General features: G+C 59.8%; 13 protein-coding genes. 6 read left to right on the top strand and 7 right to left on the bottom strand.

All coding sequences use genetic code 11. From position 1 onward, the window contains the following. Positions 1-113 precede the first annotated feature (113 nt). Genes ACFPFW_RS11470 through ACFPFW_RS11455 form a run of 4 tightly spaced genes read right to left on the bottom strand, consistent with a single transcriptional unit; the run spans position 114 to position 6,013 of the window. The gene (locus tag ACFPFW_RS11470) at positions 114-1,523 is read right to left on the bottom strand and encodes an oligosaccharide flippase family protein (RefSeq protein ID WP_379770780.1); all 1,410 of its coding nucleotides are present in this window, start codon (positions 1,521-1,523) and stop codon (positions 114-116) included. A gap of 3 nt (positions 1,524-1,526) precedes the next feature. Continuing rightward, positions 1,527-3,410, bottom strand: a complete 1,884-nt coding sequence (locus tag ACFPFW_RS11465; RefSeq protein ID WP_114956169.1) for a Wzz/FepE/Etk N-terminal domain-containing protein — start codon at positions 3,408-3,410, stop codon at positions 1,527-1,529. A 4-nt stretch (positions 3,411-3,414) separates the two neighbouring features. Beyond that, positions 3,415-4,710, bottom strand: a complete 1,296-nt coding sequence (locus tag ACFPFW_RS11460) for an O-antigen ligase family protein (protein ID WP_114956170.1) — start codon at positions 4,708-4,710, stop codon at positions 3,415-3,417. 1 nt (position 4,711) lies between these two features. Further along, positions 4,712-6,013 carry a glycosyltransferase family 4 protein gene (locus tag ACFPFW_RS11455; RefSeq protein ID WP_114956171.1) on the bottom strand — a complete coding sequence of 434 codons (1,302 nt, stop codon included), beginning with the start codon at positions 6,011-6,013 and terminating at the stop codon, positions 4,712-4,714. Positions 6,014-6,440: 427 nt separating this feature from the next. On the opposite strand from ACFPFW_RS11455, the gene ACFPFW_RS11450 reads away from it, so the two are divergent. The 3 genes from ACFPFW_RS11450 to ACFPFW_RS11440 are packed head-to-tail and all read left to right on the top strand — an operon-like array spanning position 6,441 to position 10,088. Continuing rightward, positions 6,441-8,036 (top strand): NAD-dependent epimerase/dehydratase family protein, encoded by a 1,596-nt coding sequence (locus ACFPFW_RS11450; RefSeq protein ID WP_379770775.1) that lies wholly within the window; start codon positions 6,441-6,443, stop codon positions 8,034-8,036. A 27-nt stretch (positions 8,037-8,063) separates the two neighbouring features. After that, entirely contained in the window at positions 8,064-9,311 is a 1,248-nt protein-coding gene (locus tag ACFPFW_RS11445) for a DegT/DnrJ/EryC1/StrS family aminotransferase (protein WP_114956173.1), read from the top strand. Positions 9,312-9,317: 6 nt separating this feature from the next. Further along, positions 9,318-10,088 (top strand): sugar transferase, encoded by a 771-nt coding sequence (locus tag ACFPFW_RS11440; RefSeq protein ID WP_114956174.1) that lies wholly within the window; start codon positions 9,318-9,320, stop codon positions 10,086-10,088. A gap of 3 nt (positions 10,089-10,091) precedes the next feature. On the opposite strand, the gene ACFPFW_RS11435 is transcribed toward ACFPFW_RS11440, so the two are convergent. Beyond that, positions 10,092-11,345, bottom strand: coding sequence for a polysaccharide biosynthesis/export family protein (locus tag ACFPFW_RS11435; protein ID WP_162799611.1), 1,254 nt, complete (start codon positions 11,343-11,345; stop codon positions 10,092-10,094). Positions 11,346-11,465: 120 nt separating this feature from the next. Continuing rightward, complete coding sequence (locus tag ACFPFW_RS11430) at positions 11,466-12,431, bottom strand: LuxR C-terminal-related transcriptional regulator (RefSeq protein WP_379770770.1); 966 nt, start codon at positions 12,429-12,431, stop codon at positions 11,466-11,468. Positions 12,432-12,978: 547 nt separating this feature from the next. Here ACFPFW_RS11430 and ACFPFW_RS11425 point away from each other — a divergent pair. Continuing rightward, on the top strand, positions 12,979-13,854 hold the full coding sequence (locus tag ACFPFW_RS11425; protein WP_114956177.1) for a LysR family transcriptional regulator: 876 nt from the start codon (positions 12,979-12,981) through the stop codon (positions 13,852-13,854). A 211-nt stretch (positions 13,855-14,065) separates the two neighbouring features. On the opposite strand, the gene ACFPFW_RS11420 is transcribed toward ACFPFW_RS11425, so the two are convergent. Continuing rightward, the gene (locus ACFPFW_RS11420; protein ID WP_114956178.1) at positions 14,066-14,971 is read right to left on the bottom strand and encodes a LysR family transcriptional regulator; all 906 of its coding nucleotides are present in this window, start codon (positions 14,969-14,971) and stop codon (positions 14,066-14,068) included. Positions 14,972-15,060: 89 nt separating this feature from the next. On the opposite strand from ACFPFW_RS11420, the gene ACFPFW_RS11415 reads away from it, so the two are divergent. Then, the gene (locus ACFPFW_RS11415) at positions 15,061-15,834 is read left to right on the top strand and encodes an SDR family oxidoreductase (protein ID WP_114956179.1); all 774 of its coding nucleotides are present in this window, start codon (positions 15,061-15,063) and stop codon (positions 15,832-15,834) included. A 10-nt stretch (positions 15,835-15,844) separates the two neighbouring features. After that, positions 15,845-16,548: ribonuclease activity regulator RraA (locus tag ACFPFW_RS11410; RefSeq protein WP_114956180.1), on the top strand; the 704-nt coding region annotated here is incomplete at its 3' end.

Raw genomic sequence — 16,548 nt, 5'->3', positions numbered from 1 at the left:
TGAGCCAATCGATTGCGGCCGGATCATGCTGAGCGTCTGATTTCGACGAGGCCGCCCTGATGCGCCACACGACCCCTCTACCAGCCTGCAGAAGAGCTAGCGTCGCCTGAACCTCAGAACCGGAAGGAATGCCGGAGCCGACCGAGCGCGCGCCGCAGAGGTGGCGGGGCCCTGGCTAATAGCCATCCCGTCCTCGCGAGCCCGACCTGAAAGAAGGCAAGCACACCCGCCATCAATCCCAACCGACGCCAGAGAAACAGCGCCATCGCCAAGTTCCATATGATCAGGGTCGCCGCAGTGCCGATCGCCGCGCCGTTCAGGCCAAACGCGCCGATCAACCCGGCGCTCGCGACCAAATTGCCGATCGTACTGGACACGAGCAGTACAGCCGCGCTGCGCTCATGTCCTGTCATCATCATGACGTGAAGCTGCGAGCCGCCCGCGGCTACAATCACTTGGGCGATGAGAAGGATACGAAGCGCCGGCACACCGGCCTCGTAACCCGGGCCGAACCAGGCAAAAAGCTCTGCGGCGAGGACGAACAGTGCCACGCCGATGAAACTCGACGCGGCGAGCGTCCATGTTGCTGCCTTCGTAATGAGCTTCTGCAGCGTCACTTGCTCGTTTCTAGCGAACAGGCCCGAGATGGTCGGCGCGAACAGAGTATTGATCGCGACCAGCGGCAGCGCGACGACGAAGGCAATATTGAATGCCAAGCTGTATATTCCAGCCGCGTTCGTGTCCCCGAACCAGCCCAACAATATGACCCCGGTCCGGTTCAGAAGGGCTTCGATCGCAGCCATGATAACGAGCGGCAGAGCCGCCCGGCGCCAAACCTCTGCATCGTATTCCGGCGAGGCGCTGTCTATGACGTGAGGACGCAGCTTGTGCATCCCGAGGGTGGCTAATAGCAGCCCGACGACGGCGCCTGCCAGCGTCGCCATCATCACCCTTGATGCGTCGAGGCTCCAGCCCAGACCCACGCTTGCGAGACTGACCAATCCAATCACTATTCCCTCTCGCACCACGCGGTTGGGCGCCACCGCCCACAGCACGCCGCCGAATGCTCGAACGACGGAACTGCGGATCCACAACAGCGCCAACACCGGCACCAAAAAGAGACCGACGAGAAAGGTGTCTCTGAGCTGCGTTGAGATATCTCGAACCAGGACGATGTAAGCGCCGGCGAGAATAATGAGAATGCCGACGGCCAGCGCGCGTCGTTCCGCGTACTGGATCACCCCCCGAAAAAGGGGCCATGCGCTCTCCGCCTCATAAGCGGGCAGAAAACGCAGCAGCGCTATATCAAAGCCAAGCGCCGAGAAATACGCAAGGACAGTGACCCAAGCCATGACGTATGCGTACACGCCATAAGCATCGACGGCCAGGAACCGTGCGATGACGAGTTGGGAGCAATACGCGAGCCCAACACCCGCGCTGTAGATGATGAAAGCGGCAAAGGCGCCGCGGGCGATACGATTGGCCGACTGGTTTTCGAGGTCGCCTCTAGGCATGACGGGCATCTGTCATTCGACAGGCGAAGCGGCAGGGGCGTCTGGCGAAACGGAGCGACGCCCACTGTTCGAGGTCGAACGCGCCGCTGGCCCCGCCGATCGCCACGCCTTCATGGAACGAGCGTAATACTTCCGGTATCTCATCCTCAGTTCGCCGGTATCTCCGAATCCGTATCGGGCGTGCTGCTTCAGATTGACCTGGGTGATGATGGCAACGGGCAGTTCGTCCCATTCCTTGTCGAGGCAGCCAGCATCGCGGAGCAGGCGAAGTGCATTTTGCGCCACGTCCCGTCTGGTGTCCCCCCATTTCACGACGAATAGCACTCTGTCCGCCAGGGCGGGGAGGAGGCGGGCCTCCGTCGCGCCGAGCACCGGTGGGCCATCGATGATCACGCAGTCATAGCTGTCCCGCAGCTCCTGTAGGAGGCTCGACATCTGCTCATTGGCAACGAGCGCCAACGGATCGGCTTGGCGGCGCGGCATCGGGAGGTAGTCGAGGCCGAGGCCCGGGATAGGCTGGATGATTTCGCCTGGTGGTCGATTTTGGGAATGGAGATCACGGATCTCACGGTCAGTCCGGCCGGAAAGCTTTCCGAGTAACGATGCCCTCCGAAAATCGAGGTCAACCAAAACCACGCGACGGCCTAGAACGGCGACGTATGCGGCGAGGCTCAGGGCAAGTGTCGATCTTCCTTCCATCGGAACGCTTGAACTGATCAGAACAACTTTGGATTCTTCGTTGTTCGCCACGATCTTCAGCGTCGCAGCCGCCGACTTTATCGCTTCCGAATAGGCCGAAAATGGCTCAGCCAACAGATATCGGTGAGGGCGCACTCTACGCCTTGATGCGATCTTTGGCACGAGTCCGATGCAGGGGATGCCGAGCGCATCACCGACATCGCGTTCGCTGCGGAATCTGCGATCGAGTCGGTCAACGATCACAGCAAACAAACTGGCGCCAATCGCACAGATGAGCGACGCCGGAAGGATGAAGAGGAGCGGATTGGAAGAGCTAGGCCGTTCCGGCGTGTTCGCGAGTGAAGCGACGCCGACATCGGCTGAGATGAACTCGATCTGGCTGCGGAGCTCGTCCTGCCGTCGCTGGAGTTCGACCAGCACTTGCGCCTCCGACCGCGTACCCTCGGCCTCGTTCTTAAGTTCAGCAACTCGCTTGCCGAGCCTCGTCAGTTCCCGGTTCATCGACGTGCGTTTCTGCTCATACTGGGCGTCGACGTAAAGCTGGACTATCCGGTTGGCCAATGCGGCCGCTTGCTGCGGGTTCTTTGACGTAAATGCCACCCTGATGATGCGTGAACGGCCCGCTTGGGTGATTTTTGAGCCGCGTTCGAGCTGGTCGAGGTTCAGACCCTTGTCACGTTGCACTCCGATCCGGCTCCACGTTTTCAGGCGGCGCGCTAATTCTGCCAAACTCAATCCACGCCCTTGGTTCGACGTCGGATCTGCATCGGAACCTACACTGGTCGGCGATACAGTCTTCGCATCAGTTCCGGACGACAGGCTGTCGAGAACCCGTTCCATCTGACCGCGCGAGTCCAGCGTGGCGATGTGAGTGTCGATAATTATTTCCTCTCCGAGAGATGGCCCCCGACCATCGAAGGAGCCCTGCGGCGGCTCAACCGCAATTTTGGCGATTGCCGTATACTTTGGCGCGATCAACAAGCCGACAGCGGCCGCCAGCATTGCGCCTATGATCGCAACTGTCAGGATCATCCACCTTCGGCGATACAGCACCCGGACTACATCAAGAAAATGCCGGTCCTGATCGACAGGTGGCGGGCGGACCGCCCACAAACGCCTGCTCCCGTGTACGGCTGGCCGCCGACTCGGTTCGCCCCGCTCACCCTTGGCATGCTCATCGATGAGAGATCGCAGCATGTCCTCAGCTCCAGGTTCGCCTGTAGGGCGCACGGCGGACTGCGTCCCCCGCAACCAAGCACACGGCGATCGCGAACCAGAAAATCGGATGGCGAACAATGAGGTGGAAACAGCTGAATATTGCCAGGCCGCAGAGCAAGGTCGTGAGGCCGTCCAGTTTCGCCCTACAGGTGCCTGCGAGCGTCATCGCTCCGAGCCCAACGACGCTCAGGATCCCGAGCAAACCGGATTGCATGAACAGATCGAGTAGTGTGTTGTGGGCCTCGAAATTCGGCAGCGATGATGGTTGTGGTGTAGTGGGATTTTTTCGAGCTTCCTCCGAAAGCGGTCCCATGCCTATCCGAAACGGATTCTCGAGGTGGGGCCCCGGACCGAGCCCCAGCATTGCAGATTCGAGACCCCGGTCGATCGCATCGCCCCAGATGGCAAACCGGATGGACGCCGAGCGCTCCGTATCGGCGTCCTCTCCCCTGGTTATCTCCTTGGCAATATCCTTGGCTTCGACCGCGATCGAGTTGACCAGCGGAACGACAGAAACCACCACAGCCGGAAGAGCCAGAATAACGATCCATGCAAATGCGGATCGAAAAGTGGGTCTGCCCTCTCGCGTCCATGTCCGGAGTTTGAGCGCGAGAAAGATCGGCACGCTGAAGAGCAGGACGAGGGCGAATGAATCGCTCATCGAAAGCCGGCCCACATAGACCGGCACGATGGCACACGCGATCGCAGCAATCCTCTCTCCGGTTCGGGATGCCACCTCAGCCAAATGAAGCGACAGCAACGCGAGCACTACGCAGAGCAGGGCAAGCTGGTTGGCGTTCGACGACCAACCGCGGAAGCGTTCCCAGTACCAGGGATCGATCGTGCCGATATCGATCACGTCAAAACCGCCGGCGACCTGGATCAGGAGAAATCCGGCACCCAGCGAGACCAGAAGCCAACTGACTCGATGTAGATGCGGGCCGGCTCCGGGTCCTACTACTAACAGACAACTGACAATCGCCAGAAGGGCGTAAGCCATAATGTCGTGCCGGAACAGGCTCGGGTCGTGAACATCCCCGATTACGTATCCCGTCATCGTGCCTATGCTCTGGGCCACAGCAAAAGCCGCCCAGAACATCACCAATACAGTGAGCGGCGGCGTAATTGGCGGTCCGAGCCGAGCTGCCTCACGGCCCAACATCAGAAGGACCCAGGTCAATAGGAAAAGCTCGCCCGGTCCGACCGGAAGACCCGCCAGTCTCAGTTGAGATGCGGTCGACAGTAGAAGGCCGGATGCGAGGAGAAGATCCCGCAGCATGTCAAAACCGCGCGCCAGATCGGCAGGCTAGCGTAATGTCCAAATGGGCTATGCCGAACTGCGGCGCACTATCTTGGCAAAGGTCGCGTTCGAGCCCTTCCACACCCAGTTTCATCCGCTTCTGAAGCGAACGGTTGATCAACTCCTCGTAGAGCGAGGCGTATCGCTCGACGATCACCTCGAGACTGAATTCGCTTCGGACCAACGTTGCGGCCCGTGTGCCCATCACCCCGGCAGTTTCGCGATCGCGGAGCAGATCGAGAATTCTGCCCGCCAGTTGCCGTGGCGAATGCGGCGCAACCAGATAACCATTCCAGCCGTCGCGAATTACGTCGCGGCAACCAGGCATCCGGGTTGTCACGATCGGGCGTGACGCGGCGGCTGCCTCCAGCAGTGCGCGCGGAATGCCTTCGCGGTATTCGGTCGGGAGAGCAAACACGTCCGCAATAGCGAGCAATGACGGTACGTCGGAGCGCGGACCGAGTGCGAGCACGTAGGGCTTATGTCGGTCGATCTCGTTTTGCGTTACGGCGAGCGGGCCCTCGCTGTCCCGCGGCCCCACCAACAGAAATCGGACGCCCGGACGATGCCGATGGACCTCCGCTGCCGCCTCGAGCAAGGTCGGAATTCCCTTCTGCCGCGTCATGCGCGATACCGTGACGATCGTTTCGCAGCCGCCGAGGCCAAGCGTGTGGCGGAGCTCTTCCGGAGACGGCCCGGTCGCGACAGCCTGGTCGAACCTGTCGACATCGACACCGGACCCCGGGATCAACCGCTTGGCGCTCCGACCTGTCATGCCATACCGTTCGAAGAACGTCTGGTCATCGACGTTCTGGAATACAGTCACCGTTGTCGAACGCGCCGCAATCCGTTGAAGCGCGCGCCAAATCGGGCGAAGCAACAGTGCCTTCGGCGAACGCGATGAATAGAGATAAGCTAGGCCGTTAATCGTACAGACGATATTGACCCCCGGAATGCGTCCTGCAGCCAAGGGTACCAACAGGTCCGGCTTCGTGTCGAAGCTCTGCACAATCTCCGGGCGAACATCGGCGATTAGCTTCGCAAGCGCCTTGCACGCCGTCAGGTCAGCCAGCGGTGCGATAAACCGGTCGAACTGAAATGGATAGTAGTCGATCCCCGCACGCGCGAACGGCGCCGGATCGGCGGTAGCCGCCGCGCTAACCTGAAAGCCGCGCTCACGCAGAGCAAGCAGGAACGGAACACGAAGAGCATGGTCCTCTCCGCCGATGCAAAGCACGTGCGGTCTCGTGCGAATACCCTGTGGTTTTGGAAGTGCATTCATTTCGCGTCATGCCCTCCGGTATCACTCGGGTCCGACAGCACGGCTCTACTTCCGAGATGAGTACCACAGCGCAGTAACGGGCGTCCGCGTATGACGGAGTATACCTACATGGGGGTACGCGATTTCAGCGACATTGGGTCTGCGCGAAGTCGCGCTGAGATCATCGCGGCATCGTTCTCGCGGGCGCTGCCAAGATGCGTAGTGACACTGACGGCGGCAGCAGGGATCGGCATGCGCGCATGCACAACTTCGGCGCTCGCTCGCCTGACGCATACTGGTCATAACACGGTTTAGTCACGCGCCCGGAGGACGGGTAAGACTATCATTTCCGCGCATCAATGCGACGTACGGACACTTTCCGGATCGCCAACGCGAGATGGAACCGGGCCGTGCGATCGAGCGAAATCCGATGCCGCGGAGATAGACGATGTCCATGACGACACCGACGAGATCTTGGCTCGAGGCACCGGCAATGCCTCATTATCTCCTCTCGTTCGTTCCGCCCCTGGGGACGATCCTGCGTATCGCCGTCGATATTGCGTCAATCTGGGCGGCGTTTTTGTTCAGCTGGACCATCGTCGAGGGCCGCAATATTTCTTCGCTGACCTCAGCCGAGTCAGCAGATACGGCATTCGTTGTCGGTCTGTGCACGATATTGGCGCTTCTCGCGTTCACCGGGTTTGGATTCTATACCCGGACCTATAGCTATGGTCTGTGGACGAAGCTTCGCCGTATCGGCTGGCTCAACATTGCACTCTTCATCGCTGCGGGCTCGGTCCTGTTGATTGAGGAACCACCCAGCGAACTCACATTCAGTTTGTTGATCGCGACGATCCTGGGATCGATGATCCTGCATTCGCTTTCGCGCGTGCTTTCCTTTGTTCTGCGGTCGGAAGTGCGTTCGGAAGATCGACGTGCGAGTGACCTTACTATCAGTAATATTCGGGTCGATACTTCCCAGGACAAAGTCCTTGTGATCGGGGGCGGGGGCTATATCGGTTCGGCGCTCGTTGAGAAATTGCTGAACCAGGGCCTCCAGGTTTCGGTTCTGGATGCCATGCATTTCGGCGATGAGACGCTGTCCCGGGTGTCGGGCCACCCGAACTTCACTCTGATCCGCGAGGATTTCCGCCACATCGAGGCACTCACACGCGCCGTGAGCGGAATGGGTTCGGTTATCCATCTCGGTGGGCTCGTGGGCGACCCGGCCTGTGCGGTCGATGCCGATCTGACGGTCGACATCAATGTGACGGCAACCAAGGTGATCGGTGAGATCGCCAAGGCTCGCGGCGTACGCAGGTTTATCTTCGCCAGTTCCTGCTCCGTCTATGGAGCATGCGACGACATCGTGGACGAAGAGTCGAACTTTAATCCGCAGTCGCTCTACGCACAAAGCAAGGTCGCGTCCGAAGCCGTTCTGCGCGGCCTCAACGATCCCAATTTCTCCGTAACCTGCCTGCGATTTGCCACCATTTACGGCATCTCCGGCCGGACGCGGTTCGACCTGGTCGTCAACCTGCTCTGCGCCAAGGCTGTCCGAGACGGAATGATCACCGTCTACGGCGCGGATCAGTGGCGCCCCTTCGTACACGTCGATGACGTCGCGCGTGCCATAGCCATGACACTGCGGGCCACAACCCAATTGGTGGCGGGTGAATCCTTCAATGTCGGAAGCGATGAGCAGAACTACACGCTGGGCGAGATTGCCGAGCTCATCAACAGACAAGTCCCGGATGCAGTCATCACCTCAGACGATACGTTCGTCGATAAACGCAATTATCGGGTCTCATTCGCAAAGATCCGGTCTCAGCTCGGATTTGAGCCGGCCTGGACAATCGAACGTGGCATCGCACAGGTCGTTGGGCTCGTACGCTCCAACCAGGTTGGCGACTATTCCCTGCCGACATACAGCAACGTCCTTTATCTGAAGGAGCACGGAACCGAGAGCTTTGCTGACTTCAACATCACCGGTTGGGAAACCGAATTCATGCACCTGAATCGAATTGCCTCCGCAGCACGGTGAATTGATCTTCAGCATCGAGGTGAAGCTATGCGGTACCGGCAGCCTCTCGAAACACTGACGCAATCCCGTCGGCCAACGAAAGACGAACCTCCGTCAGGACCACGAGAACCAGAGGTCCGGCCCGCTCCCACCAGCATCCCATGTTTCCGGCCGATCATCGGGGAGGCGGAGATCGAAGCCGTGACCGAGGTGCTCCGATCGGGTTGGCTCACGACCGGCGCCAAGGCGCGCGAATTCGAGCAAAGCTTCGCCGCTTTCATGGGCGGCGATGTGGAGGCGGTAGCAGTCAATTCGGCTACCGCCGGGCTTCATCTCGCCGCAGAAGCTTGCGGCATCGGCCCCGGCGATGAAGTCCTCGTGCCGACGCTGACCTTCACGGCGACCGCTTCGGTCATCCGTTATCTCGGGGCGGAAATCGTGCTGGTCGATGTCGAGGAAGGTACGCGCTGCATCGATCTCGATCAGGCCGAGCGGCGTCTGACGCCGCGCTGCAAGGCGATTATGCCGGTTCATTTCGCGGGCTATCCCTGTGACATGGTCGAGGTGTTGGCTTTTGCCCGCCGTCACGGCCTGAGAGTGATCGAGGATGCTGCTCATGCATTGCCGACGCGCCGCGATGGCCGTTTGATCGGATCCTGGGATTCCGACGCAACCGTGTTCAGCTTCTACGCGAGCAAGCCGATCACCACCGGCGAAGGCGGCATGATCGTAACCCGGGATCCGAAGATTGCCGTGCGGGCGCGCACCATGCGCACACACGGACTCGATCGTGATGCCTTCGACCGGTTCCGCAAGGTTGGCGCCTCCTGGTCCTATGACGTCGTTGCTCCAGGATTCAAATACAACCTCACCGACGTCGCGGCCGCTGTCGGCGTGGTCCAGCTTTCGCGGGCGGAGAGCTTCCAGTTGTCGCGACAAAGGGCAGCGGAACGCTATCTCGAAAAGCTGGCAGGCCTGCCCGTCGAATGTCCGACGCCCGCACCTCAGGGTGGCCTTCATGCCTGGCACATGTTCCCGATACGGGTCAACGAAACCGCGCGCGCCAACCGTGATATGTTGATCGCGGGTCTGACCGCCGAAAGCATCGGCACGTCGGTCCACTACCGACCCTTGCACGAGATGACCTATTGGAAGGAGCGCTATCGCTGCGAGCCCGATGACTTCCCCGTCGCCAGCCGCTATTTCGCCGGCGCAGTGACGTTGCCACTGTTTCCAGGCATGACCGACGACGAGATCGATCGCGTCGTGGCCGTGGTACGAAACATCTTGGAGTGACACGCCATGTCTGCTCGCGACGATCGTCCGACGATCGCTCGGCCGTCATTGGTGACGCTTGCACTCAAGCGCGCTCTGGATGTCGTTGGGTCAGCTCTCGGCCTCGTCATACTATCGATGATATTTCTGATCGTCGCGATCGCGATCAAACGAGACAGTCCCGGCCCGGTCTTCTTTCGGCAGGATCGCGTGGGGCGCGACGGCCGCGAATTCCGAATCTACAAATTCCGGTCGATGGGTGTCCGGAGGGCGGCGGGCGACACGGCACTCACGGTGCGCGCGGACAAGCGGGTTACGCGTGTCGGTGCCGTTCTCAGGAAGACCAAGCTCGACGAGCTGCCGCAACTCATCAACGTTCTGTTCGGCGACATGTCCCTTGTCGGCCCCCGTCCCGAGGTGCCCGAGTTCATGAAATTCTACTCCTCGGAGCAGAGGGCCATCATCCTCTCCGTACGTCCTGGAATGACGGATTATGCCGCGATCCTGTTTCGAGACGAGAGTTCCCTGCTCGATCGGGACGACGATCCGGTTATCCTTTACCGGCACAAGATCATGCCGATCAAATTCGGTTACTACGAGCGTTACTGCCGGGAAATCGGCCTGCTAAACGACCTGCGGATAATCCTTACGACCGTCATGCTACTTGCTGGCGGGCGCGTTCCCCGGTGGTTCGGGATTGAAAGCGAGTTGAAGATCGCTTCGGTGCCGTCGTCCAAGGGCCGAGATATCACTAAGGCTCCCGACATTCCTGCGAGCACACGTTCAAAGCCCGAATAAGGATTATGGCGTCGCCAGCGCATGCGCTTGCGCGTCGGGGGCGGGCGACTGCACGTCCATTCCCGTCGTATATTCCGACCGCAGGGCTACTTCGACCACGTCACCCGGCTGGAGCTCGGAATCCTCGTTCGCGACGATGCGTTGACGGTCCTTTTCACCCTTTCTGACGATCGAAAAACTTGGCTTGGGTTCCTGATCGCGAGGGAGATGCGGTTTTTGTCCTGTGTATTGCAGTTTCTCGCCAGTCCCTTGCAGCTTGGCTTGAGTGCGGTCGAGCGCCATGCGTGCGTCCTGCAACTCCTGCAGCAGCTTAATCTTGCGTTGGTCCTCAAGCCGTTCCAGCTGCCTCGCGGATTGGTCCTGCTGCTTCTTGACCTCCATCAACTGCGCACCGGTCTGCAACTTCCGAGTGGACGACAGCAACACGGCCCGCCGCGCCTCGGTCACGCGGGTGCTCGGCAAGGAGCCCCTGCCGAACATCTCTTCGACCTTTTGCAGTTCCTCCATATCGGCCTGTGTTCCCTGTTCCTCCTTCGCCTCCTGCGCCGCGAGCATCTTGATCTGCTCGTCCGCCTGCTTGATGGACCGGGTGAGATAAGATCTCTCGCGTTCATGGTCCGAATTTTCGGTCTTCAGATGATCGGATTCGACCTCGACGATTTCCGCGATTCTGAGTGAAGGAACGGTCGACGGCGTCAAGAGTTCGGCCTCAATGAAGTCCTTGCCGCCCAACGCAGCCTTGAGCCGCAAAACCCGCGCTTCCTCTCTGGCGAGCTCCATCCAAAGCGACTGATATTCACTCCGCAGATCCGCCGCGAGGACTGCCGGGTTGCCCGCCCGCTGCCGCAACAGATCGTAGCCCCCCGCCACGGCCACCAGTTGGCGCACGGTCATCAATGGGCGGAAAGGCAACTCGCCGGGCCTCAAGACGTCACCATTGATATAGAGGGGCCTGTATTGCGCTACGCTCGCCGTGACCTCATCGGCCTCTATCTCCACCGCATATTCGCGTCCGTCCGTCGATAACTGCCTGAACACCTTGGTGCCCATCATCGCCTGGATTCTCGCTTCCATCTCTGAGGGATAAAGACCTGCCACCGACACGCTGCCCAGTACTGGGAAAGATATGCGGCCCTCCGGCGTGACCGTCACACGTCGTTGCAGTTCGCGAACTCTTGCGACCTGAATTTCGATGACGTCACCGACGTCCACCCGATACTCGGCCATTGCCGGACCGACCGTGGTCAGGCTGGCCATAGCCAAGCCCGCCCCAACACGGCGGACCTTCCTCATGAGAGATCCCTCGGGCTCGAAGAGGTCGATGAGCAATCGAAATCGCCACATAATGATAACTCTCCGGTTGCATCGTGACAGTCCTCAATGACCGCTCCGGTGAACGCCGTTGCGGAGCAGCAAACCGAGGTTCGACAGGGCGGCGCGTCCAGCTCCATTGGGCTCGCGCGCTGGCGGCGATCTCTTGATGAGCCCCGACGGCGAGACGTTCGCAACATCCAAGTCGGCCGGGGTTTCATTCAACAGGCCCGGGGATCGGTGGACATCCTTCGCCGAGAAAAATAAGCCGCTGTTCATCGCCCAGATTGCCGCTTGCGTGCGATTATGAACGTGAATCCGGCGTAGGATTGCTTTGACGTGCACCTTCACGGTGGCCTCGGCAATATTCATCTTGCGCGCGATGACCTTGTTTGAATCGCCCTCGGTCAGGCAGCTCAGAATGGATTTTTGCCTGATCGACAGACGCGGCGTGCAACCGCCGCCGACTGGGGGAAGCTCTCGCACAGCCGCGCCGTTATCATAGGACGTGTCAGCATCGTCATCGTCCAAATGACGTGGCCCTGCGAGCCTATCTTCGATGCATTTCTGGTTGTTGTAGCAGATGCGGTGTCCAACCAGACGGTCGCTTTCATGATCGAAAATGGCGGTCAACATCGCCGGGGGCAGAACCGTTTCGCCAAGCATCACCAGTTCGAGGGATTTGATGAATGCTTCGCACGTAGCGATGTTGACTAGGTAAGCGTTCGCGCCGGCGCGGAGTGCGGACACAATCTCGGGAAACAGATGCTGATGCGCCAGCACAACGACCCGACCCAGTGGACACTGCCGTTTGAAACATTCAATTTGAGCGATCGCAGCATCGAAATCATCGCTAACGTCGATGATAAGCAAAGCGGCATTCTCCCGCGTCACCAAAGCAACCACATGATCGTCGATACAGGTTGTCGATGCGACTATCTTGAAATCAGAAGGGGGCAGAACACGGGCCAAACCTTCCCTTAGTAGGACGTTTTGCCCAGCGAGAACAGTTTCAAAAGGCATCTGTTGCATATTAGCCCCCCTGACGCCGGCATATGAACTGACCGTCTATTGGCGATCTGAGTTCATGGAACCACTCCACAATTCTGGCGCGTATCCGGTCCTGCGCGGCCAGTTGATATCTCTGGACCAAAACGCTTCGACGGACTCCGGCCAGCGAAAACAGCAATGTCAGTACGGCAATGAACAAATGTGTACAGGAAGACACTCGCAACTTCTCGCGAGCTTTCACTCCTACGGCCGTTCTTTTTCCGTGGAACTTATTTTGATGTTGCCAATACAGGGACGAGTTTCTGTGGTTGAACACGTCTCGACCTCAATTTAGTTTTTATTTATTAGATTGGTCTTCGCTGCGATGATACGATGGCGGAAATTTGACGTAAAATTAAAAAAAACTATTCGGCCATTTTCCGTTGGGGCGATGTGTCCTTGGAAAAATTCTCGCGCCAGCTGCTGAGAGAACTCATCGGGTGCGGAACCCGCGACCCATCATTTAAGTTCAGTCAGCAACCCATGAGTGCGGCGAGGGAGTAGACTCTGATTCAAGGAGCTCTTCGCTATGCGTATGCGAGACATACAGATTCTCCTGGCGGTGGCGGACAGCGCTTCATTCACCAAAGCTGCCGATCTGCTGCGACTATCTCAGCCGGCCATTTCTCTTGCCGTAAAACGGTTCGAGCAGGGCCTCGGCATCAGGATCTTTGAGCGGCATGGGCACACGGTGAGGGTGTCCAAAGACGGAGAGCACGTCCTTCACGCTGTCCGCAAGATAAACGATATCTTCCAGAACTCGCTCAGCGGCAGGACAGCACATCGACGACTTAAAATTGGACTGTCCAGCCTTCTTGGTGCAAGTGACATCGTTTCCATCATCCGGGCATTACAGCAGTCGAGCGGTTATGAACTGGAGATCACGTTCGCGCCGTCGGAGACGCTCTGGGCTCGTGATGACCTGGATTTGACGATGTACATACCGGCCGTCGAGGCGCCCACCGACGAGCTCATAAACGTGGAGCTTGGATGGATAGGTGCGAGAAACGGCACCTTCATCCAGTCTACCGAAGAACGTGGGGTGTGGGATCTCGCCTTCACGGAATTGCGCAAGGCAAAAATCCAGATCGAACGTATCATCGACGTCAACAGCAGCCTCCACGCCTACGAGCTTGCCGCAGGGGGAATTGGTTTCACTCCCTGCGTACTGAACAAGGCTAGCCGGTTTGCCAATCGTATCGTGGCCGAGATGCCAGCTCTACCCGCTCTGAACGTAGCGATCCGCGCGGAGGATCATCACATCGTAGAGATGGTGGCTGCGTTGATTTCCGTCGATCGCATAGACGACGTCACCGCGTCCGCTTCTTCACTCCTAAGCTCTGCAATGTCCTCACCCGATCTGGTTAGCGTGTCTGAAAGTTTTCGACCGCGGCCATTTAATTAAATTATTTGCCGCGTGACATTAACAAGCCTCCACTCGAGAGATTGTTGACACCGAGGTAATCGGCATTTGCACGATCCAGTCAGGCAGGAACAGGAGCGCCCTGTTCGATGAGTTTGCGCTCTTGACCTGCATGGAGCTGTAGTCGGTGACGATCTCCACCGAAGATCGGAGTCCGATGAAGACGACAGCCGGTGACGATCGGCCTGAAGCACTATCTCGAGGCCATATCCCTATTGTCGGACAAGGACGCCCTCGGAGTGGCGCAAAGTGCATCGAGGAGAACCAGGACAAGGCGCCGAACAGGGGAGCTCCGCGGCCATAGCATTCCGATCTCGCGCGGTTCGGCGGGAAGGGGAAGCTCTAGCCGGACGAAGTTTCCGAGGTCCGGCCAAGGACGGGACCAGTCCGGCACCAGGGCCACACCCAGACCGCTGCCAACCATGACCGCGATAGCTTCCAGCGAATCCAGTTCCAGCCATTCGCGCGGCGTAATCCCGGATTTCTGCAAGTATTGGTCGGCGAGCCGGCCGCCCCAATTGTTGCGGTCATAGCGAAGGAACGGACGGGTCGCGAGTAGCGTATGGGCGTCTTCTTCCGACCAGATGGTTGGGCAAAGGAGGATGAGGCGTTCGGATCGCAGAAGAGTCCAGTCGAAGCTTTTCGGGATCGGAAAAGGCGGTTGCACCACGATCGCAGCGTCAATCGTGCCCTCGTTGAGACTCTGGTAGAGGCTCGTAGAAGTTCCTGGTAGGAGGAAAACTTCGACGTCCGGCACCGTTCCGCGAAGGCGCTGCAGGGCGGACGGCAGCAGCCCCATCAGCGCGGTGGAAATGGCGCCAAGGCGAAGCTCGCCGGACGGCTCGTCCTTTGCCGCCAAGGTGCGCAAATGACGGACATCCGAGAGGATACGCCGGCTCTGCTCAAGGATTGCGAGGCCGGCTTCGGTGGGGCGTACCTGTCGCCCGGCGCGGATGAGAAGCGGTACCCCAATTTCCTCTTCGACGGCCTGCATGCGCTGGGCGACGGCTGCCGGTGTTATGCCGAGCCGGCGCGACGCTTCCGCCAGCGAACCATGTTCGACGACGAGGAGGAAGGTTTCGAGAAAGCGCGTTTCCATCAGAAGAATTTCTATGGAGTGAACCTAGAATTCACAAGCTTTTCTCTCCTCCGACCACATCGGCATATTGGCCGCGAGCCGGAGGAAGCATGGATCTCGACCTAAAGGAACGGACAGCCCTGGTGTTCGGAGGGGGCGGCGGTTTAGGCGGGGCCATCGCACGAGCCCTCTCGGCCGAGGGAGCCAACGTCGCCGTTGCCGATATCGACGAGAGCGCGGCAGAGAAGACCGCACAGGGTCTGGCTCGTGCAATCGCAATCGGCTGGGATATTGCTGATCTGCCTGTGGCGCCGGAGCGTATCCGCCGCATCGAGGCCGAACTCGGCCCGGTCGACATCCTAATCAACAACACCGGCGGTCCGCCGCCGACGCCAGCCAGCGGGCAAACACCAGAGCTTTGGTCGAAGCATTTCGACCAGATGGTGCGGTCGGTGATCGGCGTGACCGATCTGGTCCTTCCAGGAATGCGCGCGCGCAAATGGGGCAGGGTCATCACCTCGACCTCGTCGGGCGTCGTCGCGCCGATCCCCAATCTCGGTATTTCGAACGCGCTCAGGCTCGCTCTCGTCGGCTGGTCGAAGACTTTGGCCCGGGAAGTGGGTCGCGACGGCATCACCGCGAACATCGTCCTGCCAGGTCGTATTGCCACCAATCGCATTGTCTTTCTCGACGAGCAGAAAGCGTCGCGGGAGAACCGGCCGGTGGCTGACGTCACCGCCGAAAGCACTGCGGCCATTCCCGTCGGGCGCTACGGCGATCCCCACGAATACGGCGACACAGTCGCCTTCCTCGCCAGCCCCCGCGCGTCCTACATCACCGGCTCCGTTATCCGCATCGACGGCGGCCTCATTCCCAGCATCTGAGGATTTATTGATGAGCCTTGATCCAGAGGTCGTCCGGACGCTCAAGGGCGTCTCCACTGCAACGCTGACCACGATCCTTCTCAAGAAGGGACTGCGCAATGTCTGGCTGCGCGGCACGAAGCCGATCCGTCCCGGGCAGCCGCGTCTCGTGGGCCGCGCCTTCACACTCCGCTTCGTGCCCGCGCGTGAGGATCTGGCGACGCCCGAAAGCTGGTCGAAGCCCATCTCGACGCGTGGCGCGATCGAGGCCATGCCGGACGGCGTGATCGCGGTCGCCGATGCGATGGGTGTCCTCGACGCTGGCATTTTCGGCGACATCCTCTGCGCCCGCATGGTGCGGCGTGGCGTAGTCGCGCTGATCACCGACGGCGTGATGCGCGACGTCGAGGGCGTGCTGGGCACCGGCCTGCCGATCTGGTGCGATGGTGCGGCAGCTCCGCCCTCGGTTGCCGGCCTGACCTTCGTCGGATGGCAGGAGCCGATCGCCTGCGGCGGCGTGGCGGTGTTTCCAGACGACGTCATCGTCGTCGATCAGGATGGCGCGGTCGTCATTCCCGCTGCCTATCTCGACGTCATCCTGGCGGAGGCTCCGGAACAGGAGCGGATGGAAGCCTGGATCATGGCCGAAGTCGACAAGGACGTGCCTCTCCCCGGCCTCTATCCCATGAACGCGGAAACCCGCGCGCGATACGACGCCTGGAAATCCAACCAGAC

It is taken from the genome of Flaviflagellibacter deserti, assembly GCF_042652085.1.
In the GTDB taxonomy this organism is placed as follows: Bacteria; Pseudomonadota; Alphaproteobacteria; order Rhizobiales; family Methylopilaceae; genus Flaviflagellibacter; species Flaviflagellibacter deserti.
This window is presented reverse-complemented; position numbering and strand designations above follow the sequence as displayed.